We start from the raw sequence: 23,007 nt of genomic DNA, 5'->3' as shown, positions 1-23,007 counted from the left end.
TTTCGTGTTTTAAGCTGAGCCCTGCTCGACAGTTGCATGCTCCGGCGCTGTCGCTTCGCGATAGCCGAGCCGCGTCGAGATGGCGAGCCCCGATTGCTTGAGTAGCGCGACGTAGTGCGATTTCGTGTCTGCGCCACAACGCATTGTCGGGAACGAAATTGACAGGCCGGCGATCACGCGGCCGAAGCGGTCGAACACCGGCACCGCAAGACACTGCAGCCCTTCCTCCTGCTCCTCGTTGTCCTCGCCGTAGCCTTGCTCGCGCACGCGCGGCAGGATGCTTAGCACGGCATCGGCGGAGGCGAGCGACTTTTGCGTCGACTTGCGAAATTCCACGTGCGAGAGGACTTCGCGCGCTTCAGCCGAGTCCATCCACGCGAGCAGCACCTTGCCGATCGCCGTGCTGTGCAGTGGATTGCGGCGGCCGATTCGCGATTGCATACGCAGCCCGTAATCGGCATCGATCTTGTGGATGTAGATGATCGCATCTTCGTCGAACGCGCCGAGGTGAACCGCCTCGCGAGTCGCCTGGCCGATGCGGCGCATCTCGACGTCGGCCTCGCGCACGAGATCGACGCTCTCCAGTGCCTTCGCACCGAGTTCGAACAGGCGGATCGTCAGCCGGTAGCGCTCGGTTTCGACTTCCTGCGTTACATAGCCGAGCGCTTTCAGCGTCTGGATCACCCGGTGTACGGTGGTCTTCGACATGCCGAGCCGCTGCGACAACTCGCTGATGCCGATCTGCCCACTGTCGCCGATTGCGCCGAGAATCGCGAAGACCCTGCCGATCGACGAAGCAGATTCACTTCGGTCATTGGCTCCGCCGCCCGTGCTGTCCGCGTCTTGCAACTGCGCGACGTCGTCGTCCCTGCGCTGCTTGCCCATTGCTGCCATTTCCGTCATTCCCTGTTGACTGATGCCAATCCGATTACAACCCGCGCGGTATTGCGGCATCGGTTTGTTCTCGACTGTAGCGCAGAATCCAGAATGTGGAACACCAGTCCGAAAATATTGCACTGCCGCATCAATGCTGACGATGGCTTTGAATAATGCGAGGGTAAACGATCGGCAGGAAGCTTATAAGAAGCGGAACGGCGTTCCTATCTCGGTGCTATATTGCGCCGAAAGGGAGTCGCCCGGCGCAAGAACGGGACATCATCCCGGGTGATCCACCCGACAACTGGACGCAAAGTCCACGGAGGAGGCATGAAGCTCAAGAAGGCCATCGACCGCATTCCAGGCGGCCTGATGCTGGTGCCGTTACTGCTCGGCGCTTGTGTCCACACGTTTGCGCTGGGCGGCGGGAAATACCTCGGTTCGTTCACCAATGGATTGATTACCGGCACTGTGCCGATTCTGGCGGTGTGGTTCTTCTGCATGGGCGCGACGATCGACCTGCGGGCAACCGGCGTCGTGCTGCGTAAGTCGGGCACGCTGCTCGTGACCAAAATGGTAGTGGCGTGGATCGCTACGCTGGTCGCATCGCACTTCATTCCGATCGACGGCGTCAAGGCGGGCCTGTTCGCCGGCCTCTCGGTGCTCGCGATCACGACGTCGATGGACATGACCAACGGCGGTCTCTATGCGGCGGTGATGCAGCAATACGGCAGCAAGGAGGAGGCGGGCGCTTTCGTCCTGATGTCGATCGAATCGGGGCCGCTCGTCAGCATGATCATCCTCGGCGCGACCGGTGTCGCCTTCTTCGAACCACGGCTTTTCGTCGGCGCGGTGCTGCCATTCCTGATCGGCTTCGCGCTGGGTAATCTCGATAGCGAGTTGCGCGAGTTCTTTGGCCGCTGCGTGCATCCGCTGATTCCGTTTTTCGGCTTTGCGCTCGGCAACGGCATCGATCTGAATGTCATCGTCACGAGCGGCTTGCCGGGCATCGTACTGGGCCTCGGGGTGATCGTCGTGACGGGCATTCCGCTGATCCTCGCGGACCGCTGGATCGCGGGTGGTAATGGGGCGGCGGGGCTCGCGGCTTCGTCGACGGCGGGGGCCGCGGTGGCGAACCCGGCGATCATCGGCGAGATGATTCCGCGCTTCAAGCCGCTGGTGCCGGCTGCGACGGCGATGGTCGCGACCGCGTGTCTCGTGACGGCGGTTCTTGTGCCGATTCTTACCGCGTTATGGGTGCGTCGGCATCAAGCGCGTGACGCGCTACGCGAGGAGTTTGCGGCGGCAACGACGCCACCGCAGCCGCTTAGCGAGCGGGATGTGCACGTTTGATCGAGCGTGGGGAGGGGGCGTGTGCGGTTGATCGGCGAGTGACGAGCGTTACGTGAGGCGGGTCTCACCGCCCGAGTTTCCCCTCCAACATCGCCTTCACCTCCGCCCACTCCTCATCGATGATGCTAAAGCGCACCGAGTTGCGCTTACGCCCATCCGGCATGATCCGCTCGTGCCGGACAATCCCTTCCTGTTTCGCGCCGATCCGCAGAATCGCCGCTCTTGATTTCTCGTTGAGCTCGTCCGTGGTGAATTGCACACGCACACACTGCATCGCTTCGAACGCATGACTCAGCAGAAGGTACTTCGCCTCGGTATTCACGCGCGAGCGTTGCACCGATTCGCCCAACCACGTGTGACCGATTTCCAGCTTCCGGTTCACCTGGTCGATCTTCCAGAAGCGCGTGCTGCCGACAATCGCACCGGTATCGCGCCGCACGATCACAAACGGCATCACGGTGCCGGCCGCGCGCCCGTCGAGCGCGCTTGCAATATAGCTGCCGACGGTCTCAGGCCCCGGCACCACGGTCAGCTTCATGTTCCACAACTGCCCGTCCGCGGCGGCCTCGAGCAGCGCCTGGGCGTGTTCCTGCTGAAGCGGCCGCAGTTCGACGGCTTGTCCGATTAGTGTGGGTTGCATGAGGCGAGGGGAGGTGTCGTTCATAGTGAAGCGGCATTCGTTGCACGACCGGACATCATAAAGCGAAGAACGATCTGAACGAAGCGAATGAGCGGCGGATCAACGGGCAACCCGACGGGCCAAGTTGCAATAAAAAAGGTCCGCGAACGAGCGCTCGCGGACCTGGCACACGGATCAAACAGGCAGGCGAGGCCAGAAACCTCGCCCTCAAACCCCGACGGCCTTCGGCGTCTTAAACCGCCATGACCGAAACCGCCTTGGTCACCAGATAGCCTTCCATCGCCTCCGGCCCCCCTTCCGACCCGTAGCCCGAATCCTTCACGCCGCCAAACGGCATTTCCGGCCAGGGCGCAGCAGGCTGGTTAATCCACAGCATGCCGACTTCCATCTGTTGCGACAGCAGATGCACGTTACGGAACGACTTCGTGAACGCATAACCGGCGAGACCAAACGGCAGACGGTTTGCCTCAGCGATCGCTTCTTCGAGCGTGTCGAAACCGCGGATCGCGGCGATCGGGCCGAACGGCTCGTTGTTGAATACGTCCGACTCGAGCGACACGTTGGTCAGGACGGTCGGTGCAAAGAAGTTGCCTTCCGAACCCACGCGTTCGCCGCCTGTCTCGACCTTCGCGCCGGTCTTGCGCGCGTCGTCGAGCACCTTGCTCATCGCGGTGAGACGGCGGGCGTTGGCGAGCGGCCCCAGGGTCGTGCCTTCCGTCAGGCCGTCGCCGAGCTTGAGGCCTTCAGCGTGCTTGACGAGCGCGGCGGCGAATTCTTCGCGGATGCTGTTATGCACCAGAAAGCGTGTCGGCGAGATGCAGACCTGGCCCGCATTGCGGAACTTTGCGGCGCCCGCGGCCTTGATGGCCAGCGCCACGTCGGCATCTTCAGCCACGATGACAGGCGCATGACCGCCCAACTCCATCGTCGCGCGCTTCATGTGCGTGCCGGCCAGCGCGGCCAGTTGCTTGCCGACCGGCGTCGAGCCGGTGAACGTGACCTTGCGGATCACCGGATGCGCAATCAGGTAGCTGGAAATCTCCGCCGGATCGCCGAACACGAGGCCGACCGTACCGGCCGGCACGCCGGCTTCGACGAACGCCTGCAACAGCGCCGCCGGCGACGCCGGGGTTTCCTCCGGCGCCTTGACGAGGAACGAGCAGCCGCACGCGAGCGCCGCGCTCAGCTTGCGCACGACCTGATTGACCGGGAAATTCCACGGCGTGAAGGCCGCCACCGGGCCGATCGGTTCCTTGAGCACGGTTTGCTGAACCGCCAGATTGCGCGGCGGCACGATCCGGCCGTAGACGCGGCGGCCTTCGTCGGCGAACCACTCGATGATGTCCGCCGCGGACAGCACTTCGACGCGTGCCTCGGCGAACGGCTTGCCCTGTTCCTGCACCATCAGGCGGGCGATGTCCGAAGCGCGCTCGCGCACCAGCGCGGCGGCTTTGCGCATGGTCGTCGCGCGTTCGTTGGCCGGAATCTTGCGCCAGGCTTCGAAGCCGCGCTGCGCGGCGGCCAGCGCCCGGTCCAGATCGGCAATGCCAGCATGGGCTACCTTGCCGATGGCTTTGCCGGTGGCAGGATTGATGACGTCGAGGGTTTTGCCGCTCGCAGCGTCGCACCATTCGCCGTTAATCAGAAGTCGGGTATCGGTATAGCTCGAGGTGGCCATGCTGGGTTCCTGTAAGTGGGGAAAACGATAGGTCGCGCGGTCGTGATGCATTGGGCTGACCCTGCGCGGCCAAGGATGGACTGCCGATAACAAACATCTTATCTGATTGCGCGCGATCGCATCGGCGGTGCGCCCACGGATGGTGCGGGGCATGGGCTTTGCTGCTCCGCTTGCCGCGGCGGAGAAACAACCGCCTGAGCGGCGCCGCGCAAACAGGCGTAAAGTCAAGCAGCAGTAGCAGGAACCGGCAGGAGCTAGCCGCAGTGGATGATGTCGCGAGTGGGCAAAATGGGCACTCAAGGCAATGATCGAAAGCAGCAGGCGAAAAACGGCGAATGCAACCCAATCAACCAAGGTGCAAGCGAGGAATCGAGATGCCAACCGGTACAGTGAAGTGGTTCAATGACGCAAAGGGCTTTGGCTTTATCACACCAGACGACGGTGGCGAGGATCTGTTTGCCCATTTCTCGGAAATTCGCAGCGAAGGTTTCAAATCGCTGCAGGAAAACCAGAAGGTCAGCTTCGAAATCAAGCAAGGACCGAAGGGCAAGCAGGCGGCGGATATCAAGCCGGTGTGACAGCAGTGGCCGGTCCGCCAGCACAGGTGTGCGGACCGGCAGAAGTTTTTCGTGCGGTACCGGCGATTCATTCGCCTTCAGTACGCGAAACGCGAGTCTCGTTACGCGCGATTCGTGACAGTTTGCGCACTGACATGCAGCGGCACGGTGATTGTCGTTTGTTTCGCCTATAGAATACGGATGCGCGCGAGGCGAAGCTCAGGATTAACCACGTAGAACAACACGGCCAGGAGTATTTTCCTTAAGGTTTCCTTCAGCTTTGCTCCGTAATATTTGCGCGATTCCCTGTGCCCGCAGGCTTTCCCGCGGGCAATAGTTCCGATAGTTTTCCGACAGAAAACTGAAAGCGCCGACCAAAGGCTTGCTGGAGCATCCATGAAAACCCTGTTCTTGCAGGCGCCGTCGTACGACGGCTTTGACGGTGGCGCGGGTTCGCGCTACCAGGCCAAGCGTGAAGTTCGCTCGTTCTGGTATCCGACGTGGCTCGCGCAGCCCGCGGCACTCATCCCCGATAGCCGAGTACTCGACGCCCCTGCTGACGGCCTGTCCGTCGAAGCATCGCTCGATATAGCGCAGCAATACGATCTGGTGATTATCCACACCAGTACACCGTCCTTTCCCACCGACGCCCTGTTTGCCGAAGACCTGAAGAAGCGCAAGCCTTCGGTGCTGATCGGCATGGTCGGCGCGAAGGTGGCGGTCGACCCGCACAATTCGCTGACCGCGAGCGAGGCGATCGATTTCGTCTGCCGCGAAGAATTCGACTTCACCTGCCAGGAAGTCGCCGAGGGCAAGCCGTTCGCCGGGATCAAAGGCCTCAGCTATCGTGCCGCCGACGGCTCGATCGAGCACAACGAAGCGCGCCCGATCCTGGAGAACATGGACGAGCTGCCGTTCGTGGCGCCCGTCTACAAGCGCGATCTGAAGATCGACAACTATTTCATCGGCTATCTGAAGCACCCGTACGTGTCGATCTACACGGGCCGCGGCTGCCGCTCGAAATGCACCTTCTGCCTGTGGCCGCAAACGGTGGGCGGGCATCGCTACCGCACGCGTTCGACCGAGAACGTGCTGGAAGAAGTGAAGTGGATCCGCGACAACATGCCTGAAGTCAAGGAGATCATGTTCGACGACGACACCTTCACCGACTTCAAGCCGCGCGTCGAGGAAATTGCTCGTGGTCTCGGCAAGCTGGGCGTGACGTGGTCGTGCAACGCGAAGGCGAACGTGCCGTACGCGACGCTGAAGATCATGAAGGAAAACGGCCTGCGCCTGCTGCTGGTGGGCTACGAGTCCGGCGACGACCAGATTCTGTTGAACATCAAGAAGGGTCTGCGCACCGACATCGCACGTCGTTTCAGTGAAGATTGCCGCAAGCTCGGCATCAAGATCCATGGCACGTTCATTCTGGGGCTGCCTGGCGAGACGCAGGACACGATCCAGAAGACCATTGAGTACGCGAAAGAAATCAATCCGCATACGATCCAGGTGTCGCTCGCCGCGCCGTATCCCGGCACGACGCTCTACAACCAGGCGGTCGAGAACGGCTGGCTGGAAGAGAACAAGGTCATCAACCTCGTCAGCAAGTCAGGGGTGCAGCTCGCGGCGATCGGTTATCCACATCTGTCGCGTGACGAGATCTACCACCAGCTCGAAAACTTCTATAAGCGCTTCTATTTCCGTCCGTCGAAAATCTGGGAAATTCTGCGCGAGATGCTCACGAGTTGGGACATGATGAAACGGCGCCTGCGTGAAGGCATCGAATTCTTCCGCTTCCTGCGCGCTCACCAAGCGTGAGCGCCTTGCATCTGCTCGCCGTCACGCTTGCCTATGCGTGTGCGGCGAGTGCGGTTTTCGGCGTCGCCTACACGGTCCTGGCGGGTGCCCTGATCGGCCGGTTCTTCGCGAGAGCGGTGTCCGAGCCGACCAGTTTTCCGCCTGTCACGATTGTCAAACCGTTGCACGGCAACGAGTGGGCGTTGCTCACAAACCTCTCGAGCTTCTGTCAACAGGACTATCCGGGCCCTGTGCAATTCCTGTTCGGCGTGCACGATTCAGCCGACCCCGCCTTGCAAACCGTCGAGGATCTGCGGCGCTTGCATCCGGAAGCGGACATCACGGTGGTCGCGGATGCGCGCCTGTACGGTCCGAACCGCAAGATCAGCAACATCCTCAATATGCTGCCGCAGGCCCGGCACGACGTGCTGGTGTTCGCCGACAGCGACGTGAGCGTCGGGCCGGACTATCTGCGCAATGTGATCGGCGAATTGCAGAAGCCAGGCGTCGGTCTCGTCACTTGCGTATATCGCGGTGCGCCCGATCCCGGTTTCTGGCCGCGCATGTCGGCAAAAGCCACCAACTACCAGTTCCTGCCCGGCGTCGTGACGGGGCTTGCGCTCGGTCTTGCGCGTCCCTGCTTTGGGCAGACCATCGTGATGCGGCGCGACACCCTCGAAAAAATCGGCGGCTTCACACCGTTCGTGAAGCATCTGGCCGAGGACCATGCAATCGGCGAAGCCGTGCGCATGATCGGCGAGGAGGTGGTGATTCCGCCGTTCACGATCTCGCATGCCTGCGTGGAATCGAGCGCGACGCAACTGATCGCGCACGAACTGCGCTGGAGCCGCACGATTCGCAGCATCGATCCGCTCGGCCATCTCGGCTCGGCGCTGATTCATCCGCTTGCTTTTGCCGTGCTCGCCATCGTCTTCTCGGGCGGTGCGCTGTGGTCGTGGCCGCTCGCGCTGGTCGCCGTATGCGCCCGGCTCGTGCTGAAACTGCTGTCCGATCGCGCATTGCAGCAGGCGCACCGGGACCTGTGGCTGTTGCCGTTATGGGATATCGTATCGTTTTTGATTTTTGTGGCGAGCTTCCGATCCTCGCGCGTGATCTGGCGCGGTTTCAGTTTCAAGGTGGATGGCGACGGCCTGTTGTCGGCGGCACAGGACGGAATGACGGATGAACAGCAGGTTGGGTAAGCAATGATGCGCGAGTATCTGGACGGTAGTGGCGAAGACAAGGCGGCGGGCTTGATGCACGCGCGAAGGGTGGTCGCGTGATGAAGCATCTCGGCCGCGTCGCCGCACTTGCTGGCTTGCTGGTGTCACTATGGCTGGTCTGGCAGGACAATCCCGGCGCCGTGCTCGGCGCACTGCGTGCCGCGGGTGCCGGCCTCTTTCTTGCGGCGATCGCGCACGTGCTGCCGATGATCGCCAATGCCTGCGACTGGCGCTCGCTGATTCGCGGCGCGAACCGGCCGAGCATCGCCAATATGCTGCATCTGGTCTGGGTCCGCGAATCCGTCAATAGCATGTTGCCGGTGGCGCGTATCGGCGGCGAGGTGGTGTCGTTCCGGATGCTCAAGCGCTGGGGCGTGCGGCCGTCTACGGCGGTCGGCAGCATCATCGTCGATATGCAGCTCACGGTGATCAGCCAGTTGCTGTTCACGATGGTCGGCATCGGTTTCCTGTTCGCCCATGCGCACTCCGACACGCTGCGGCTTGCCGGGCAACTGGCGTGGGGCGTGGTGGTGCTCACGCCGCTGCTGGTGCTGTTCGCTCTCGTGCAGCATGCCAGCCCGTTCGAGCGCATCACGCGCGTGCTGAACCGTATAACGAGCGGCAAGCTCTCCGCGCTCGTCGGACAATCGGCGCAGATCGACCAGGCCATCAAGCTGATCTGGCGCCGGCGTGGCGCGGTGCTGCGCTATCTGTTCTTCTGGCAACCGCTGCAATGCGTCCTGACCTCGCTGGAGATCTGGCTCGCGCTGTACTTTCTCGGCGTTCATGTCACGCTGGTCGAAGCGGTGGTGATCGAATCGCTGATCCAGGCAATCAGCAGTGCGGCTTTCTTCGTGCCGGGCGGTCTGGGTGTGCAGGAGGGCGGTTTCATTCTGATCGGCGGTGCGCTGGGTCTCGATCCTTCGATCTGCCTCGCGCTCGCCGGCGCGCGGCGCATTCGTGATCTGCTGATCTTCGTGCCCGGACTCATTGCGTGGCAGTTTGCCGAGTCGTCGAATCGCGAGCCTAAGCGCGTAGAACGGGCGGAGCGGGCAGGGCGGACGGTCGTGGGCGAAGCTAGCCAGCGCTAGTACGGGCGCGAGGGCGGGACACTTCCCTCGTCAGGCAGACGCGGCAATCGCCGTTCCGGCGGCCTCGTAGATATCCTCAGCAACACCCTCACTCAGCTTCCGAATAAGCAGGAAACGACACTTCCACCGCGAGGCCTTGCTCGCCGATGCCCGTGCCGAGCCGCAGGTTTGCTCCGAAATGCTCGGCGATCCGCGCCACGATCGAAAGGCCGAGCCCGCTGCCGGTGGCGTGATTGCCGGTCGCGCGGAAGAACCGGTTCGTCAGGCGCGCGAGATCGCTGGGCGCGACGCCGGGGCCATCGTCTCGCACGGTAAGCTGCACCCGGCCGAATTCACGCTGTACAGCTACTTCGATGCGGCCGCCGGCGTGCCCATACTTGATTGCATTGTCAAGCAGGTTGTCGAGCAGGATGCCGATGAGTACGGGCTCTGCATTGATCTCGGCGCGCATGTCGCCGGTGAGCGTGACGTGAATGTTCTTCTGCTGCGCATTGCGTTCGTTGGCAAGTAGCGCGTCCTTCGCCACTGCCGCGGGCTTAAGCGGCGCGGAGGAGAGTCTTTCGTGCACATCCAGACGCGCGAGCAGCAGCAACTGCTCTGCGAGCCGCGCGCTGCGATCGACGCCTTGCACCACGCGTTCCATTGCAATGCGCTGTAACGCCGTGTCCGGTTCGGCCAATGCGACCTGCGCCTGGACCTTGATGGCCGCAAGCGGCGTCTTCAGTTCATGGGCGGCATCGGCGGTGAATGCGCGTTCGCGCTCGATGGAATTCCGCAAGCGGGACAGCACCAGATTGATCGCGTCGACGAGGGGCCTCACCTCGGTCGGCGCATGGCCGATGTCGACCGGTTCCAGCCGGTTGATGTCACGCCCTCGAATAGCGCCGGAGAGGACCTTGAGCGGCGCCAGACTCCAGCCGATGCTGAACCACACCAGCAGCGCCAGCACCGGCAGTGCGACCAGCGTGGGGCGGGCGATCCGGCTGGCAACACCGCTCACCAGGTCGCTGCGGGTATTGGCTGGTTCGAACACGCGCACCGTGTGGCCAGGCGAGGTATCGCGCAAGGTGAACGAGTGCCACAGTTGACCGCCCAACATGATGTCTTGCGAGCCGCTCGTGGACGGTACGGGCAGATCCCACGCTTTTAGCGTGTGCAATTGCGGGCTGCCGGCCAGCACGTCGCCGTTCGCGCTGCGCACCTGGAATAGCGCGTCGCGCGGCAAGGAATCGTCGTCGTCGCTGTCGTTCGCGCCGGGTTCGCCACCTTTTTCTTCTTCGCGCACATCGATACGCGCATTGGCCAGCGTGGTCAGATTGCGTTGGTCGAGCTGCGCGAGGATTTGCGTGAGCTCCGCGAGGCGCGCCTCTTCCCATTCACCGACTTCGCGCGTGGCCTGACGATAGCTCGATATCAGCGCGATGCCCCAGATCAGCACGATGCTGGTCAGGACCAGCAGCATCAGGCGGCGGCGTATCGATGCCGACATTACGCTTTCTCTACCACGTAGCCAATATTGCGCACAGTTCTGATCAGTTTGGCGCCGAGTTTTTTGCGCAGATTGGACACATGGACCTCGATCGCATTACTTTCGATTTCTTCCTGCCATCCATACAAACTCTCTTCGAGGCGCGAGCGCGACTGGGGAATGCCCTGATTGGTCAGCAACTGCATCAGGATCGCCCATTCACGCGAGGTGAGGGGCACGCGTGTACTGCCGACTTCGACGGTTTGCGCGGCGGGATTGACCGTCAGATCCTGATAGCGGATCACTTCGACGCTGCGCCCTTGCGCGCGACGTAGCAAGGCCCGGCAACGGGCAATCAGCTCGGTCAGATCGAAGGGCTTGCCGAGGTAGTCGTCGGCGCCGGCTTCCAGACCGCCGACGCGGTCCACTACCGTGCCCTTGGCTGTCAGCACGAGCACCGGCACGTCCTTGCCGGCGTCGCGCAGCCGTTTCAGCAGCTCCATACCCGATACCTTGGGTAAGCCGAGATCGAGCAATACCAGCGCATACGCGGTGGTGTCGAGCGCGAGACTGGCTTTGTGACCGTCACGTGCCCAATCGACCGTGAAACCCGCTTGACGCAGTCCCGCTTCAATGCCGCAGCCGATCAGGTCGTCGTCTTCTACCAGGAGTACGCGCATAGGGGAGAGGTTCCGTTTGATGTCTATTGCATAGCGGCGACTGCTTTTAAGTAAGCGCCAAGCCGCATTCCCGCAGTGTAGCGGTCATGTTCATGACACGCTTTATACCTCTTTCTTCCTTAAGGTTTCCTTCAGTTAGAATCGCTACTATCGCCCCTGAACTGGTTACTGTCGCGTGCCCGACATGAGCACGCTAAACTACGTTGAGTTGTCAGCGCATTGCAACTTAACCGTAAGCACATCGATCGAATGTACGGCCGGCGCTTATGTCGGCGCCTTTTTGCCGGCGCTTTTGCCAGCGCTTTTCCCCGCAAATCGCGCCGCTGCACGTCGCCGTGCGTTTCTTCAGGCCACGAGATCACGCCATGAAGCCTCTCACCGTCGACATGCTGCGAGCCCATCTGATGGCGGCTTCGCTTACGGCCATGGGTACCGAAGTGCTTGCATTCCTGGCACTCCTGGTCCTGCCGGTTTCGCAGCAGGTCTTCAGTTCCACACGCTTTCAGCTCCTTGCGCTCGCGCTGATCGTGAGCGGCGTGATCGTGATGCGCCAGATCGCGCACGCCGCTTTCGACCTCGCTATTCAGGACCACCACGCAACGCGTGCCGGTCGGCCCTTTCTGATTGAAGCGGATTGTCCGCGGCGCTGGTTCGTCGTTCTGCATTTACGCTTTACGGGCAGACCGTTCGTGCTGGTCGGGCACTGACGGACGCAGGCGATGGCGGCACACGCATTGACAGCATGCCAATGGATCCTGCTATCCGGTTGCGTCTCGGCTTCGCTCTATGCAATCGTGGCTGCAGTAGCGATGCCGTTCTTCGCGGTGCGCCGCGGGAGTGGCGCGAGTGTTGCCGTCCGGGCTCCGCATCCTCTGCCTCCTTTTGCGAAAGTCGGCGTCAGCGTGCTCAAACCGCTATGCGGCGCCGAGCCGCGTCTCTATGAGAATCTCAGAACCTTTTGCGACCAGCGCCACGGGTATTTCCAACTCGTGCTCGGGGTGTCTTCTCCGGACGATCCCGCGATTGCCGTGGTGCGCCGTTTGCAGGCCGCCTATCCGATGCACGACATCGAGCTAGCGGTCGATACGCGCGTGCACGGCAGCAATCTCAAGGTCAGCAATCTGATCAACATGGCGGAGCGGGCGCGCCATGACGTCATCGTGATTGCCGATAGCGACATCGCAGTCGAAGCCGATTATCTCGACACCGTGGCGGCGCCGCTCGCCGATCCGCGCGTGGGGGTGGTGACCTGTCTCTATGTCGCGCAAAGCATCGGCGGTTTCTGGCCGCGGGTTGGTGCGCTCTTTATCAACGAGTGGTTCGCTCCCTCAGTGCGCGTCGCGCATGCCGCGGGATCGCGCCGCTTCGGTTTCGGCGCGACCCTCGCTTTGCGCCGCGCCACGCTCGAGCGCATCGGCGGTTTCGACGCGTTGAAAAACTGTCTCGCGGACGACTACTGGCTCGCCGAACACGTGCGCGCGCTCGGCCTTCGCACGGTGCTTTCGCGCGTAATGGTGGCCACCGATGTCATCGAGCCGACTTTTTCCGCCTTGTGGCAACGTGAAACGCGCTGGCTGCGCACGATCCGCTCGCTGAACCCGCTTGGCTTTGCGTTTCTGTTCATCACGTTCCCGACGCCGTGGCTCGTTGCCGGCGCATGGCTCACCGCCGGCCTCGCTGAAGGTCCGTTCGACGGCGCGCACCTGTGGGCCGCCCTGGCGAGCGGCGCGAGCACGGCGGCCTGTTTTGCCGCGCGTATGCTGCTGCATCTGCGTTCCGCGCGTCATGAGCGCACGTTCTGGCGTGACTTGCCGCTCGTGCCATTGCGCGATACCTTGCTGGCATTTCAATGGATCGCGGGCGCGTTCGGCTCGCATGTGGTGTGGCGTGGCGCGCGCATGCCGGTTGTGGCCTCTGCGGCGGCTAGGCAGGATGCGGCCTTGGGTGTGATGGATGTCATGGAGACTTCGGATGGCGGCTAAGCCACGACGTGGGCTGATCGTCACTGCTGACGATTTCGGCCTGCATTCGCGGGTGAATCTGGCGGTCGAGCAGGCGCACCGGCACGGCGTGTTGACGGCCGCGAGCCTGATGATCGGCGCGCCTGCCGCAGCAGACGCGGTGGGGCGTGCTCGGACACTTCCGGAGCTGCGGGTCGGCCTGCATCTGGTGCTTGCCGACGGCGACGCGGTGACGCCGCGCGCCGGGATTTCCGCATTGCTCGACGAGCATGGCCGCTTTGGCGACAACATGGTACGGGACGGCGTGCGGTTTTTCTTTTTGCCGCATGTTCGCAAACAGCTGGCGCGCGAGATTCGCGCGCAGTTCGAGGCGTTTGCGAGGACGGGGTTGACGCTCGATCACGTCAACACGCACAAGCATTTCCATTTGCATCCGACGGTGCTTGGGTTGATTCTGGAGATTGGCCGCGAGTATGGGATGCGGGCGATGCGTTTGCCGTTCGAGATTAACGCGCCGCTGTGGTTGCGGCCGTGGATCTCACGGGTGCGGGCGAGACTGGATCGGGCTGGGATCGTGCATAACGATTATGTTGTTGGGATTGCTAAAAGTGGGCGGATGGATGAGGCGGCGTGGCTTGCTGCGCTTGCCGATTTGCCCACTGGCGTGGGGGAGATTTATTGTCATCCTGCTTTTGCCGGTGATCGGGTTTTGAGTCACGGGATGCGGGAGTATCGGCATGCTGATGAGTTGGAGGCGCTCTTGTCGCCTCGGGTCGCTGATGCTATTCGGGATTTGGGTGCCCGGGTGGGCGGGTTTGGGGATGTACTGAGGGGTTGAGTTTTTTGCCTGCGCGGCGCTTTGTCTGCGTCCTTACGGTGTTGGCCTTTCCTTGATTTGTTAGTGGTTTATTAGCGTTGCCCCTGTGCGGGGCGGCACCTACTTCTCTTTGCTGCTGCAAAGAGAAGTAGGCAAGAGAAAGCAGCTCAAACCGCCAGCTCATAAGTGGGTCCCTTGGCTTGGAGGGGATCGTGGTGCATCTGGAATCGGTGTCCTCGCACATTCAGCGCGAGTGACAAGGCATTCATACTTCCGGCGGCGCTGCGCGCGCCGAAGCGTACTCCATAAAACCGACCACCACGTTTTGTACTCGCGCTTCATTCGGCACTTCGCCGAGGCGAAGCTGATGGCTCCCGCCACGCGCAACCGAAGCCCCGGGTTTCCCACGCAGACCCATCCGCGACGCACGCAGTGCGGAGTGGGCGCTGATGAGCCCTTGGTCACTAGCGCTGAATGTGCGAGGGCACGGATCCAGATGCACCACTTCCGTGGCTGTGCGGGAGACCCGCTTAAGAATTGGCGGTGTGAGCTGCTTTCTCTTGCCTACTTCTCTTTGCAGCAGCAAAGAGAAGTAGGTGCCGCCCCGCACAGGGGCAACGCTAATAAACCACTAACAAATCAAGGAAAGGCCAACACCGTAAGGACACAGACAAAGCGCCGCGCAAGCAAAAACCCAACCTTTATATAGCCTCCCTCTTCATCAACACCTTCAACACCACAGGCAACAGCAACAACACCAATGGCAACTGCACAATCAACCCAGAAATAATGGCAACCGCCAAAGGCTGCTGCATAGCCGCCCCTTGCCCGAGGGCAAAAGCCAACGGCATCAGCGCCAGGATCGCTGCAACAGTCGTCATGGCAATCGGCCGCAACCGATTTCTCCCAGCCGCGATCAGCGCTTCCTCAAACTCAATACCTTCATCCCGAATCAGCCCCTGCAACTCCGATACATAAAAAATCGCCACCTCAGTCACGATACCGATAATCATCGTCATCCCCATCATCGCGGAGATGTTCAACTCGATGCCGGTCAGCCACAAGCCTATGAACACCGCGCCCGCGGCCAGCAACGGCATCGCCATCACCGCCAGCGCAACGCGGAAGCGTTCATACAGAAACAGCAGCAACCCAAACACCAACGCAATCGCAGCACCGAACACGGTCAACAACCCCTTGAAGGCAATCTGCTGTTGCTGGTACAAACCGCCCAACTCGTAATACACGCCAGTCGGCAACAAGCTCTTGTCACTCAGCGTCTTCTGCACGTCCGCGATCGTCGAGCCCAGATCGCGGCCGTCGATTCGCGCGGTCACGGCCACCATCCGCTTGAGGTTGTCGCGGCTGATTTCCGGCTGACCGGTCACCGTCACCTGATCGGCAACACGATTCAACGCGAACAGATGGCCGTCCGGTGCGCGAATCTGCAACTGCCCCAGTTGCGTATCGGTTAGCTTCAGTGCGCCGGCCACGCGTACCCGCACGCCTACCGTCTTCGGACCAGTCTGGAATTGCGTCGCAACGTTGCCTTCCACCATGTCGGAAACGGCCTGCGCAATCGACTGTGGGTCCATGCCCTCGGCCGCCGCGGCCTCAGGGCGGATGTGCAGTTCGAGTGCGTCGCCCGCCGGGTTGATGCCGTCGTTGACGTCCACCACGCCCTGGATCTTGCCGATCTGCGCGGCGACCTTGCGCGCGGTGGTATCGAGCGTGTTCTGGTCGTCGGAGTAGATCTTGATCTGGACCGGTTGCGGCACCGCGGTCAGGTCACCGATCAGGTCTTCCATCAGTTGCGCAAGCTCGATGTTCACGCCCGGCACCTGCGTCTCGATCTTCGAGCGGATCTCTTCCATCACCGTTTCGATCGGCTCGCGGCCGCTCGATTTCAACCGCACGAAGAAGTCACCCTTGTTCGGTTCGTTCAGATCGCCGCCGAGACCCGCGCCGGTGCGGCGCGAGTAAGTCGCGACATTCGGATTCGCGCGGATGATGCCCTCGATCTGCTTCATCAATCGATCGGTTTCGGTCACGGACGTGCCAGGATCGGTGTGATAGTCGAGTACGAAACCGCCTTCGTCCATGCTCGGCATGAAACCGCTGCCCACTCGCGTGAAGGCGAACGCGGCCACCACGATCAGCGGCAGCAAGCCGAGCAGCACGAGAATCGGGCGTGCCGTCCCGTGCTCGATCAGATAGCCGTAGCGCCGGTTCATCCCAGAAGCGAAGCGGGTTTCCTTGTGCTCCTCGGCGTCTTTGGGCTTCAGCCAGCGGTCGCACAGAATCGGCACGGCGAGCCACGTGACGAGAAATGAAATGAACAGGGCGCTTGCCATCGTCACCGAGAGCGCCTTGAAGAACGCGCCCGTCACGCCCGATAGAAACGCGAGCGGCACGAAAATGATCAGCGTCGCCGCCGACGAACCGGCAAGCGGTCGTGTGAATTCGAGCGCCGCCGCCATCACGCGGCCGTGGAACTTGTGGGCACCGCCTTCGCGCATACGTCGCACGATGTGTTCGATCATCACGATGGCGTCGTCGATCACGAGTCCGACCGCGGCGGCCATCCCGCCGAGCGTCATGATGTTGAAACCCATGCCGAACACGTCGAGCAACAGAATCGTCGCGGCCATCACGACAGGCACCAGCGCGACGGCAATCACGGTGATCTTCCAGTTGCGCAGGAACGCGAACAGCGTGAACGCGGCCAGCACGACGCCGATCATGATCGCGTCGCGCACGCTGGTCGCCGAGGCGATCACCAGTTCGCTCTGGTCGTACCAGTTCGAGAGATGTACGCCCGCCGGCATCTGATGCTGGAAGTCGGCGAGCTTCGCGCGGATCGCCTTGGCCATCGCCACGCTATTCGCACCGGGCTGCTGGTAGACGTTGAGCAGCACGGCGTCCTGGCCGTCGGCCGTCACGCGCATCCATTGCGGCACGACACCCTGGTGGACTGTCGCGATGTCGCCGAGGCGGATTTGCGTCGCGCCGTTGGTCGACACCACCACGTTGCGCAGGTCGTCGAGTTGCGTGATCGTGCTGTTGGCAATCACGAGGTACAACTTGTAGTGATCCTCGATGCGGCCAGTGGCCATCAGTACGTTGCTCGCGCCGATCGCTTTCGACACGTCCGGGAGCGAGATCTTGTAGGCGGCGAGGCGTGCCGGATCGATCGCGACTTCAAGTTCGTCCTGCGCGCCACCCGTCACCTCGACGCGCGCCACGCCTTCCACCGAAGACAGCAACGGCCGCATCTGGAATTGCGCGAGATCGTGTAACGCCGACAACGACTGCTGTTTCGACGTCAGGCTATACGCGAGCACGGGGAACACAGTCGGGTCCATGCGCCGCACCTGCATCGAGGTGCCCTGTGGGAGCGTCGCGAGAATCTCGCTGATGGCCGACTGCGCCTGCAACGTGGCTTGCGCCATGTCGGTGCCCCAGTCGAAATTGATCGAGATTTCCGCCGAACCGCGGCTCGTGGTCGATTCGACGTCGCGTACGTTCGGCACGCGCCGCAGTGCCTCTTCGACCGGCATCGTGACGAGCGTGGCCATCTGTTCGGCGGGGCGGTCGCCCGCGTCGAGCGAGACGACGGCGCGCGGAAACGCGACGTTCGGGAACAGCGAGATCGGCAGGCGAAACGCAGTCAGCGCGCCGGCGATCGCCAGCAACGCGATCACGAACAGCAGCGAGCGCCGGTGCTTCTGCATCCATTGACCAAAATTCATCGCGGCGCGCCTCCGCTGGCGCGCACCGCCATGCCGTCCTTCAACTCATAGTTGCCGCTGACAACGAGGCCTTGCGTGCCGTCTATCGGGCCGTCCACGCCGTAGCGGTCGCCGTTCTCGACCTGTGTGACCACCGCCACGCGGTGCGCCTTGTTTTGCGGCGTGATCTGGAAGACGTACGCGCCTTTGTCGTCTTTCAGGACGGCGGCACGCGGCACGACCCAATGCGTGCCGCTGCGAGTCGCGATATCGGCGCTGACACGCGTGCCTGGAATGAACGCGCTCTGTCCGAGCGGGACGTTCGCGCCAACATTGACGAGCTGGCTTTGCTGATCGACCGATGCCCCGACCAGCACCACGCGGCCGTCCGCCGCGGCCTTCGCGAGCGAGGTGGACAGGCCGTGCAACGTAACCGTGTCGCCAGCATGGATGGCGGGAACGTCCGACGGCTCGACGCCGAGCGCGACGTTCGCCCGTGCGTCACGGCCATTGCCGCCGGCCAGTTGCAGGATTGCGACGCCAGGCTGCACCTGATCGCCCTGTGCCGCCGATACCTGTAGAACCACGCCGTCGATTGGTGCCGCGATGACTTTGTTGCCGTTCGCCACCCCCGTCTGGTTTTGCGCGGCGAGCGCCTGCTGTGCGTCCTCGACGGCTTTGCGGGCGGTGGCGAGTTGCGATTGCGTGGCGAGCCCTTTGTCGTATAGCGATTGCGTGCGCGTCAGTTCGCCTTGCGCGAGCGTCACGGCGCTTTTTGCCTGGTTGGCGGCGAGCACTGCGGCAGGGTCAGCTTGCACGACAAACAGCGGCGTGCCGCGCGTCACACTCTGGCCGGCCTGCACGCGCATCTGCACGATACGTGCGAGGTACGGCAGATTAACCGTAGTCAGGTTCGACGCGGACGCCGCGACGATGCCATATGCACGCACCGGCTGCGCAATGATGCCGCGCTGCACCCGCACGGTCTGCACGGATACGACGGATTGGTCGGCCGCATCGTCGCCGGTGGAAGCACTGGCAGCGCCGGCCGCATGGACGCCGGCGCTCATCAGCGCAGCGCAGGCAAGGGACATCGCATAAGAGGCGATACGTAGCCGCTGCGCCGAAAGTGGATTATTTCGCATGAGTTTCGGTGAAGGTCTGAGCGGAGGAAAAGGCGTCGGGGATCGCGCTGCCGAGCAGCGCCTGCAAGCCGACGCGTTGTTCGGCGAGCGATTCGCGCAGTGTGGCGACGTCGACACGCTTGGTGAGCGCGGCGCTTTGTGCATCGGTGTATGCGCCGAGCACGAGATTGTGCTGCGCGTAGGCCGCAGCCGCATGCTGCGCGGCGAGGTCGACATCGGGCAGCGCGGCTTCGGTCTGCTGCAACTGCCGCGTGAGAATCACGCTGTCCGCACGCATATGGGCGACATCGGCATAAGCCTGATTCAGGCGCGACTGATACTCGTCGCGCAGGCGCTGACGTGTCGCTTTTTCGATCGCGACGTTGCCTTGATTGCGGTTGAAGATCGGCAGGCTCAGATTGATCTGGAAGCCGCTGGTGTAGATGTTCGAGGTGTCTCGCGCGCGCACGAAACCTACCGAGAGGCTCGGGAACTGGCTGAGAATCGCCGCGCGGTATTTCTGCTCCTGCGCTTCGTAGCCCGCTTGCAGTGCGATCAGGTCCGGACGGCGCTGCGCGAGTTTGGCGAGCGCTGCATCGAGCGTCGCGTCGGGCAGTTCGGTCGTGTCTTCGCTGCCGGCGAGTTGCAGTTGCACTTCAGGTGAGAGGCCGAGCAGTGCGTTCAGATCGTGATGTGTCTGTTCCGCGGCGCGTTCGGCGTCCGTGTACTGCTTGCGCGCATCGCTGTATGCGGTGAGCGCTGCGGTCAGCGTGTCGGCGGTGAGATTGCCGTCGCGATGCGCTTCGGCCATGCGCTCGTAGCGCGTGCGCGCGAGGTCACGCTGCTGTTGCAGCAGTGGCAGCGTGTCCTGCTGGAAGCGTGTCTTGATGAACAACTGCCGTGCCTGCGCGACGATCTGCCATTCCTGCCACAGCAGGCCAAGATCGGTTTTGGCCACCGTCGCGTCGGCCGATTGCTTGTTCGCGCTGCGCAGCACGATCGCCATCACGTCGATGCTCAGACCATAATTGAACGCGCGCGTGGTGCCGGCCGCGCCCGGGTAATCGCTCGACACACTCAGTTGTGGGTCGGGCAGAAGTCCAGCCGAGTAAGCCTGAGCCCGGGCGATGCCGAGATCGTCGCGGGCCAGCTTCAGGTCGGGATTGTTCGCTACTGCAAGCATCGCGACTTCGTCGATGTCGAGTCCGTCGGACGGATCGAAGCGATGCGCGGCCAGTTCGGGCAGCGGCATGGTGGACGGATCGATCTGGATGCGCTCGAGTGAGTGGACCGAGGTCGACGTATCCTGCGGCGCAAGCGGTTCGCGGTGATACCACGTGCATCCGCCTAGCAGCATCGCGCAGAGGGGCACGAGTACGCGCAACCGTGCCGCAGGAGCAGCCGCCGATTTGGCGGCGAGCACGGCGGCCAGGCTGGCCGGGCGCCTCGCTGCCGAGGTAGCCGTGGAGATAGCTGCTGTGGCGGCGTTGAAAACAGGCAAAATCCGGCTCCTGAACAAAGATGGGACAGCCGCGAGCGGATGTCGCAGAACAGGTGCCGATTCTGCTCATGGAGAGCTTAAGTAACGCTTAACCGGAATTTAAGCGTCCCATAAGCTTCCCTTCAGCGTCGCCTAAGCTTCCCTTAAGGAGGACATAAGGAAGCGTTAAGCTAACGGGCCGGACAATGCGGGCAAACTGGAAAGAGGAGAGGCCATGCGTCTGCTACTCGTCGAAGACGACGACATGATTGCGGAGACAGTGTTGGGCGCGATGCGCCGCTCGGGCTACGCGATCGACTGGGCCGAAGACGGCCGCGCGGCGGAACTGTCGCTGGGTAACGGCGTGTACGACCTCGTGCTGCTCGATCTCGGCTTGCCGAAGAAGGACGGTATTGACGTGCTCAATGCCTACCGCAAGAGCGGGGGTGCTGCGCCGGTGATCATCCTGACCGCGCGTGACGCGGTCGATGATCGGATTCGCGGTCTCGATGCGGGCGCCGACGATTATCTGATCAAACCATTCGACCTCGATGAGCTGGCCGCGCGAGTGCGCGCGCTATTGCGGCGGCGCACCGGCCAGAAGCAACCTATCTATGCGCACGGCGAGCTCACCCTCGATCCGGCGGCGCACGAAGTCACCAAATGCGGCGAAGTGCTGCCGCTCGTGCCGCGCGAGTTCGCGTTGCTGCAGGCGCTGATCGAAGAGCCCGCGCGCGTGTTCACCAAGGCTGAGCTCGAAGAGAAGCTGTACGGCTGGGGCGAGGAGGTGGGCAGCAACACCATTGAAGTGCACGTGCACAGCTTGCGGCGCAAGATCGGCGCCGAGCAGGTGGTGACCGTGCGCGGTGTGGGCTACCGTCTGAAGAGGTGCTGATGACGTCGATTCGCCGCTGGCTGCTGGGCTGGCTGATCTTCGGGCTGGCCGCGGCCTCGGGCGTGGCCGCCTTCGGCATTTTTCACACCGCGCGCGAAGAAGCGAGCGAACTGTTCGACTACGAGCTGCATACGGTGGCGCTGTCGTTGCCGTCGAATCTGTCCGGTGCGGGCGACGGCGAGCATCGCAACCCCGACCTGGGCGATCTGGCTGACGACCGGGTCGTGATCGAAATCTGGGACAGGTCCGGCAAGCTCGTCTATCACTCGATGCAGGCACCGGTATTCTCGCGTTTGCCTGCGGGCTTCAGCACGGTCGAGCGCGGCGAGTACCACTGGCGCACGTTTGGGTTGGAACAACGGGACCGTTATATCCAGGTTGCGCAGCCGATCTCCGTGCGCGAAGACCTCGCGTTGCAACTGGCGCTGCATACGCTGTGGCCGCTCGGCGTGCTGGTGCCGGTGACGATCGTGCTGGTGCTGCTGGTGGTGGCAAAGGGACTGGCACCGATCGGCGGGCTGACGCGCGCGCTGTCGACCCGTTCGATCGATTCGTTGGAGCCTTTGCGTCTGGACGGCGCCGTGCCGGTCGAAATCAAACCGCTGGTGGAAGCGCTCAACGATCTGCTGCAGCGGCTGAACATTGCTTCGCAGGCGCAGCGCACGTTTATCGCCGATGCCGCGCATGAGTTGCGCTCGCCGCTTGCCGCGCTGAAGCTGCAATTGCAGGCGGCTTCCCGCGATGGCTCGTTAAAGGGAGAGGGACAAGCGCTGGAGCGTGTCGAGGGACGGGTCAACCGGATCATTCACCTGGTGCAGCAGTTGTTGACGCTGGCGCGTGAGGATGCGCATCCGGTGACGTCGATGGTGCCGGTGAGTTTGCGCCGGATCGGCGAGCAGGCGGTGGGGGATCTTTCGCTGCTTGCGGAGACGAAAGAGATCGATCTCGGGCTTGAATGTGAAGACGCTCGCGCGGACTACGATGCCTATACGGTGCTGGCTGAGCCGCACGGCATGAGTGTGCTGTTGGGGAACCTGCTCAACAACGCGATCCGGCATACGCCGCGAGGTGGGCGCGTAGATGTGATTCTGAAGCGCTCTGGCGAGCGGGTGGGGTTTGATGTGGTGGATAGCGGGAGCGGAATACCAGAGGCTGAAATCGAGCGGGTTTTCGATCGGTTTTATCGCGGGGAGGAAGCCCGGGGCGAGGGCAGCGGGCTTGGTTTGGCGATCGTGTCGCGGATCGCCGCGCGGCATCAACTGGCGCTTTCTCTGCGGAATAACGCTGGGCGGGGTGGGTTGTGTGTTTCTGTTTTTGGCCTTGCGGCGTGTCAGGTTGATGGTTCTGTTTCTGGTAAAGGTTGAATTGTTTACCTGCGGGGCGCTTTGTTTGTCTGTGTGTCTATGGGGTTGGCCAGATCAAGGAAAGGCCAACACCGTAAGGGCACAACCAAAAAGCGCCGCCGAGGCAAAATTTGCTTGAAATACCCGAAGCACGAAAGCGAGAAAACGCGAAATCGGGACAGAAAATCGCCAATTTAATCGCACCACAACAGAACGTTCACCGCCACCGGCGCACATCGCAAAGCCACGCGCCATGAGCGCACTCCAACTCGCTGCTACAATCTTGTCTTTCT

The 23,007-nt window shown here is 62.4% G+C and carries 19 protein-coding genes; 10 read left to right on the top strand and 9 right to left on the bottom strand.

Features of this window, described 5'->3' with window-relative positions:
* Positions 1 to 9: 9 nt before the first annotated feature.
* Complete coding sequence (gene kdgR / locus KHO31_RS07730) at positions 10 to 894, bottom strand: DNA-binding transcriptional regulator KdgR (protein WP_201087108.1); 885 nt, start codon at positions 892 to 894, stop codon at positions 10 to 12.
* 312 nt (positions 895 to 1,206) lie between these two features.
* Here kdgR and kdgT point away from each other — a divergent pair, with 312 nt between their 5' ends.
* Positions 1,207 to 2,229, top strand: a complete 1,023-nt coding sequence (gene kdgT / locus KHO31_RS07725; protein ID WP_201087107.1) for a 2-keto-3-deoxygluconate transporter — start codon at positions 1,207 to 1,209, stop codon at positions 2,227 to 2,229.
* Between the two features lie 64 nt (positions 2,230 to 2,293).
* Here the strand turns inward: kdgT and KHO31_RS07720 are convergent, their stop codons facing one another.
* Both KHO31_RS07720 and KHO31_RS07715 read right to left on the bottom strand, forming a co-directional pair.
* Entirely contained in the window at positions 2,294 to 2,893 is a 600-nt protein-coding gene (locus KHO31_RS07720) for a GNAT family N-acetyltransferase (RefSeq protein ID WP_201084358.1), read from the bottom strand.
* Positions 2,894 to 3,101: 208 nt separating this feature from the next.
* On the bottom strand, positions 3,102 to 4,547 hold the full coding sequence (locus KHO31_RS07715; protein ID WP_211623007.1) for an NAD-dependent succinate-semialdehyde dehydrogenase: 1,446 nt from the start codon (positions 4,545 to 4,547) through the stop codon (positions 3,102 to 3,104).
* Between the two features lie 374 nt (positions 4,548 to 4,921).
* On the opposite strand from KHO31_RS07715, the gene KHO31_RS07710 reads away from it, so the two are divergent.
* The 4 genes from KHO31_RS07710 (at position 4,922) to KHO31_RS07695 (ending at position 9,215) form a co-directional block, all read left to right on the top strand.
* Positions 4,922 to 5,125: a cold-shock protein gene (locus KHO31_RS07710; protein ID WP_007181784.1), complete on the top strand. Its 204-nt coding sequence runs from the start codon at positions 4,922 to 4,924 to the stop codon at positions 5,123 to 5,125.
* A 375-nt stretch (positions 5,126 to 5,500) separates the two neighbouring features.
* Entirely contained in the window at positions 5,501 to 6,922 is a 1,422-nt protein-coding gene (hpnJ, locus tag KHO31_RS07705) for a hopanoid biosynthesis associated radical SAM protein HpnJ (RefSeq protein ID WP_201084112.1), read from the top strand.
* The gene (gene hpnI / locus KHO31_RS07700) at positions 6,919 to 8,103 is read left to right on the top strand and encodes a bacteriohopanetetrol glucosamine biosynthesis glycosyltransferase HpnI (RefSeq protein ID WP_201124083.1); all 1,185 of its coding nucleotides are present in this window, start codon (positions 6,919 to 6,921) and stop codon (positions 8,101 to 8,103) included. The genes hpnJ and hpnI (KHO31_RS07700) overlap by 4 nt, the downstream gene beginning before the upstream one ends.
* 80 nt (positions 8,104 to 8,183) lie before the next feature.
* Complete coding sequence (locus KHO31_RS07695; protein ID WP_201084143.1) at positions 8,184 to 9,215, top strand: flippase-like domain-containing protein; 1,032 nt, start codon at positions 8,184 to 8,186, stop codon at positions 9,213 to 9,215.
* Positions 9,216 to 9,303: 88 nt separating this feature from the next.
* Here KHO31_RS07695 and KHO31_RS07690 read toward each other — a convergent pair whose 3' ends face one another.
* Both KHO31_RS07690 and KHO31_RS07685 read right to left on the bottom strand, forming a co-directional pair.
* Entirely contained in the window at positions 9,304 to 10,704 is a 1,401-nt protein-coding gene (locus KHO31_RS07690; RefSeq protein WP_211622983.1) for an ATP-binding protein, read from the bottom strand.
* Complete coding sequence (locus KHO31_RS07685) at positions 10,704 to 11,363, bottom strand: response regulator (RefSeq protein ID WP_201084115.1); 660 nt, start codon at positions 11,361 to 11,363, stop codon at positions 10,704 to 10,706. The genes KHO31_RS07690 and KHO31_RS07685 overlap by 1 nt, the downstream gene beginning before the upstream one ends.
* Before the next feature lie 365 nt (positions 11,364 to 11,728).
* On the opposite strand from KHO31_RS07685, the gene KHO31_RS07680 reads away from it, so the two are divergent.
* The 3 genes from KHO31_RS07680 to hpnK are packed head-to-tail and all read left to right on the top strand — an operon-like array spanning position 11,729 to position 14,162.
* Positions 11,729 to 12,070 carry a hypothetical protein gene (locus KHO31_RS07680; protein ID WP_201084116.1) on the top strand — a complete coding sequence of 114 codons (342 nt, stop codon included), beginning with the start codon at positions 11,729 to 11,731 and terminating at the stop codon, positions 12,068 to 12,070.
* 12 nt (positions 12,071 to 12,082) lie between these two features.
* Positions 12,083 to 13,345, top strand: a complete 1,263-nt coding sequence (gene hpnI, locus KHO31_RS07675; RefSeq protein WP_201084117.1) for a bacteriohopanetetrol glucosamine biosynthesis glycosyltransferase HpnI — start codon at positions 12,083 to 12,085, stop codon at positions 13,343 to 13,345.
* Positions 13,335 to 14,162 carry a hopanoid biosynthesis-associated protein HpnK gene (gene hpnK / locus KHO31_RS07670; protein ID WP_201084118.1) on the top strand — a complete coding sequence of 276 codons (828 nt, stop codon included), beginning with the start codon at positions 13,335 to 13,337 and terminating at the stop codon, positions 14,160 to 14,162. The genes hpnI (KHO31_RS07675) and hpnK overlap by 11 nt, the downstream gene beginning before the upstream one ends.
* Positions 14,163 to 14,842: 680 nt before the next feature.
* Here hpnK and KHO31_RS07665 read toward each other — a convergent pair.
* The 3 genes from KHO31_RS07665 to KHO31_RS07655 are packed head-to-tail and all read right to left on the bottom strand — an operon-like array spanning position 14,843 to position 20,497.
* Positions 14,843 to 17,893: an efflux RND transporter permease subunit gene (locus KHO31_RS07665; RefSeq protein ID WP_211622981.1), complete on the bottom strand. Its 3,051-nt coding sequence runs from the start codon at positions 17,891 to 17,893 to the stop codon at positions 14,843 to 14,845.
* Positions 17,890 to 19,017: an efflux RND transporter periplasmic adaptor subunit gene (locus KHO31_RS07660; RefSeq protein ID WP_211622979.1), complete on the bottom strand. Its 1,128-nt coding sequence runs from the start codon at positions 19,015 to 19,017 to the stop codon at positions 17,890 to 17,892. The genes KHO31_RS07665 and KHO31_RS07660 overlap by 4 nt, the downstream gene beginning before the upstream one ends.
* Complete coding sequence (locus KHO31_RS07655; RefSeq protein WP_407945926.1) at positions 19,007 to 20,497, bottom strand: TolC family protein; 1,491 nt, start codon at positions 20,495 to 20,497, stop codon at positions 19,007 to 19,009. Before KHO31_RS07655 ends, KHO31_RS07660 begins: the two co-directional genes overlap by 11 nt.
* A 214-nt stretch (positions 20,498 to 20,711) precedes the next feature.
* On the opposite strand from KHO31_RS07655, the gene KHO31_RS07650 reads away from it, so the two are divergent.
* Both KHO31_RS07650 and KHO31_RS07645 read left to right on the top strand, forming a co-directional pair.
* On the top strand, positions 20,712 to 21,371 hold the full coding sequence (locus KHO31_RS07650; protein WP_211622977.1) for a response regulator: 660 nt from the start codon (positions 20,712 to 20,714) through the stop codon (positions 21,369 to 21,371).
* Positions 21,371 to 22,735: an ATP-binding protein gene (locus tag KHO31_RS07645; protein ID WP_201084122.1), complete on the top strand. Its 1,365-nt coding sequence runs from the start codon at positions 21,371 to 21,373 to the stop codon at positions 22,733 to 22,735. The genes KHO31_RS07650 and KHO31_RS07645 overlap by 1 nt, the downstream gene beginning before the upstream one ends.
* A 54-nt stretch (positions 22,736 to 22,789) precedes the next feature.
* Here KHO31_RS07645 and KHO31_RS07640 read toward each other — a convergent pair whose 3' ends face one another.
* Positions 22,790 to 22,969 carry a hypothetical protein gene (locus KHO31_RS07640; RefSeq protein ID WP_201084123.1) on the bottom strand — a complete coding sequence of 60 codons (180 nt, stop codon included), beginning with the start codon at positions 22,967 to 22,969 and terminating at the stop codon, positions 22,790 to 22,792.
* Between the last annotated feature and the right edge of the window lie 38 nt (positions 22,970 to 23,007).

It is taken from the genome of Paraburkholderia domus, from assembly GCF_905220705.1.
GTDB lineage: Bacteria > Pseudomonadota > Gammaproteobacteria > Burkholderiales > Burkholderiaceae > Paraburkholderia > Paraburkholderia domus.
This window is presented reverse-complemented; position numbering and strand designations above follow the sequence as displayed.

Coding starts and splice junctions, on each gene's coding strand:
- kdgR (WP_201087108.1), bottom strand. CDS start 894: ATGGCAGCAATGGGCAAGCAGCGCAGGGACGACGACGTCGCGCAGTTG.
- kdgT (WP_201087107.1), top strand. CDS start 1,207: ATGAAGCTCAAGAAGGCCATCGACCGCATTCCAGGCGGCCTGATGCTG.
- KHO31_RS07720 (WP_201084358.1), bottom strand. CDS start 2,893: ATGAACGACACCTCCCCTCGCCTCATGCAACCCACACTAATCGGACAA.
- KHO31_RS07715 (WP_211623007.1), bottom strand. CDS start 4,547: ATGGCCACCTCGAGCTATACCGATACCCGACTTCTGATTAACGGCGAA.
- KHO31_RS07710 (WP_007181784.1), top strand. CDS start 4,922: ATGCCAACCGGTACAGTGAAGTGGTTCAATGACGCAAAGGGCTTTGGC.
- hpnJ (WP_201084112.1), top strand. CDS start 5,501: ATGAAAACCCTGTTCTTGCAGGCGCCGTCGTACGACGGCTTTGACGGT.
- KHO31_RS07695 (WP_201084143.1), top strand. CDS start 8,184: ATGAAGCATCTCGGCCGCGTCGCCGCACTTGCTGGCTTGCTGGTGTCA.
- KHO31_RS07690 (WP_211622983.1), bottom strand. CDS start 10,704: ATGTCGGCATCGATACGCCGCCGCCTGATGCTGCTGGTCCTGACCAGC.
- KHO31_RS07685 (WP_201084115.1), bottom strand. CDS start 11,363: ATGCGCGTACTCCTGGTAGAAGACGACGACCTGATCGGCTGCGGCATT.
- KHO31_RS07680 (WP_201084116.1), top strand. CDS start 11,729: ATGAAGCCTCTCACCGTCGACATGCTGCGAGCCCATCTGATGGCGGCT.
- hpnI (WP_201084117.1), top strand. CDS start 12,083: ATGGCGGCACACGCATTGACAGCATGCCAATGGATCCTGCTATCCGGT.
- hpnK (WP_201084118.1), top strand. CDS start 13,335: ATGGCGGCTAAGCCACGACGTGGGCTGATCGTCACTGCTGACGATTTC.
- KHO31_RS07665 (WP_211622981.1), bottom strand. CDS start 17,893: ATGAATTTTGGTCAATGGATGCAGAAGCACCGGCGCTCGCTGCTGTTC.
- KHO31_RS07660 (WP_211622979.1), bottom strand. CDS start 19,017: ATGCGAAATAATCCACTTTCGGCGCAGCGGCTACGTATCGCCTCTTAT.
- KHO31_RS07650 (WP_211622977.1), top strand. CDS start 20,712: ATGCGTCTGCTACTCGTCGAAGACGACGACATGATTGCGGAGACAGTG.
- KHO31_RS07645 (WP_201084122.1), top strand. CDS start 21,371: ATGACGTCGATTCGCCGCTGGCTGCTGGGCTGGCTGATCTTCGGGCTG.
- KHO31_RS07640 (WP_201084123.1), bottom strand. CDS start 22,969: ATGGCGCGTGGCTTTGCGATGTGCGCCGGTGGCGGTGAACGTTCTGTT.